Below are 204 nucleotides of genomic sequence, written 5' to 3' on the forward strand. Positions count from 1 at the left end.
AAAGAATTGCAGCACAGTCAATTCAATATCGAAAGATATTAAATAAATTCAGAATTCATTGAGCTGTCGAAAGACACAAAACTTTTTAATTGAAGAGTTTGATCATGGCTCAGATTGAACGCTGGCGGCAGGCCTAACACATGCAAGTCGAGCGGTAACAGAAAGTAGCTTGCTACTTTGCTGACGAGCGGCGGACGGGTGAGT

1 rRNA gene is annotated in these 204 nt (G+C 42.2%); it reads left to right on the top strand.

Features of this window, described 5'->3' with window-relative positions:
- Positions 1-86 precede the first annotated feature (86 nt).
- Positions 87-204, top strand: a 16S ribosomal RNA gene (locus PSH41_RS20095); the annotation flags it as partial.

Origin of the sequence: Pseudoalteromonas sp. CST2 (genome assembly GCF_028599385.1) — a bacterium.
In the GTDB taxonomy this organism is placed as follows: Bacteria; Pseudomonadota; Gammaproteobacteria; order Enterobacterales; family Alteromonadaceae; genus Pseudoalteromonas; species Pseudoalteromonas atlantica.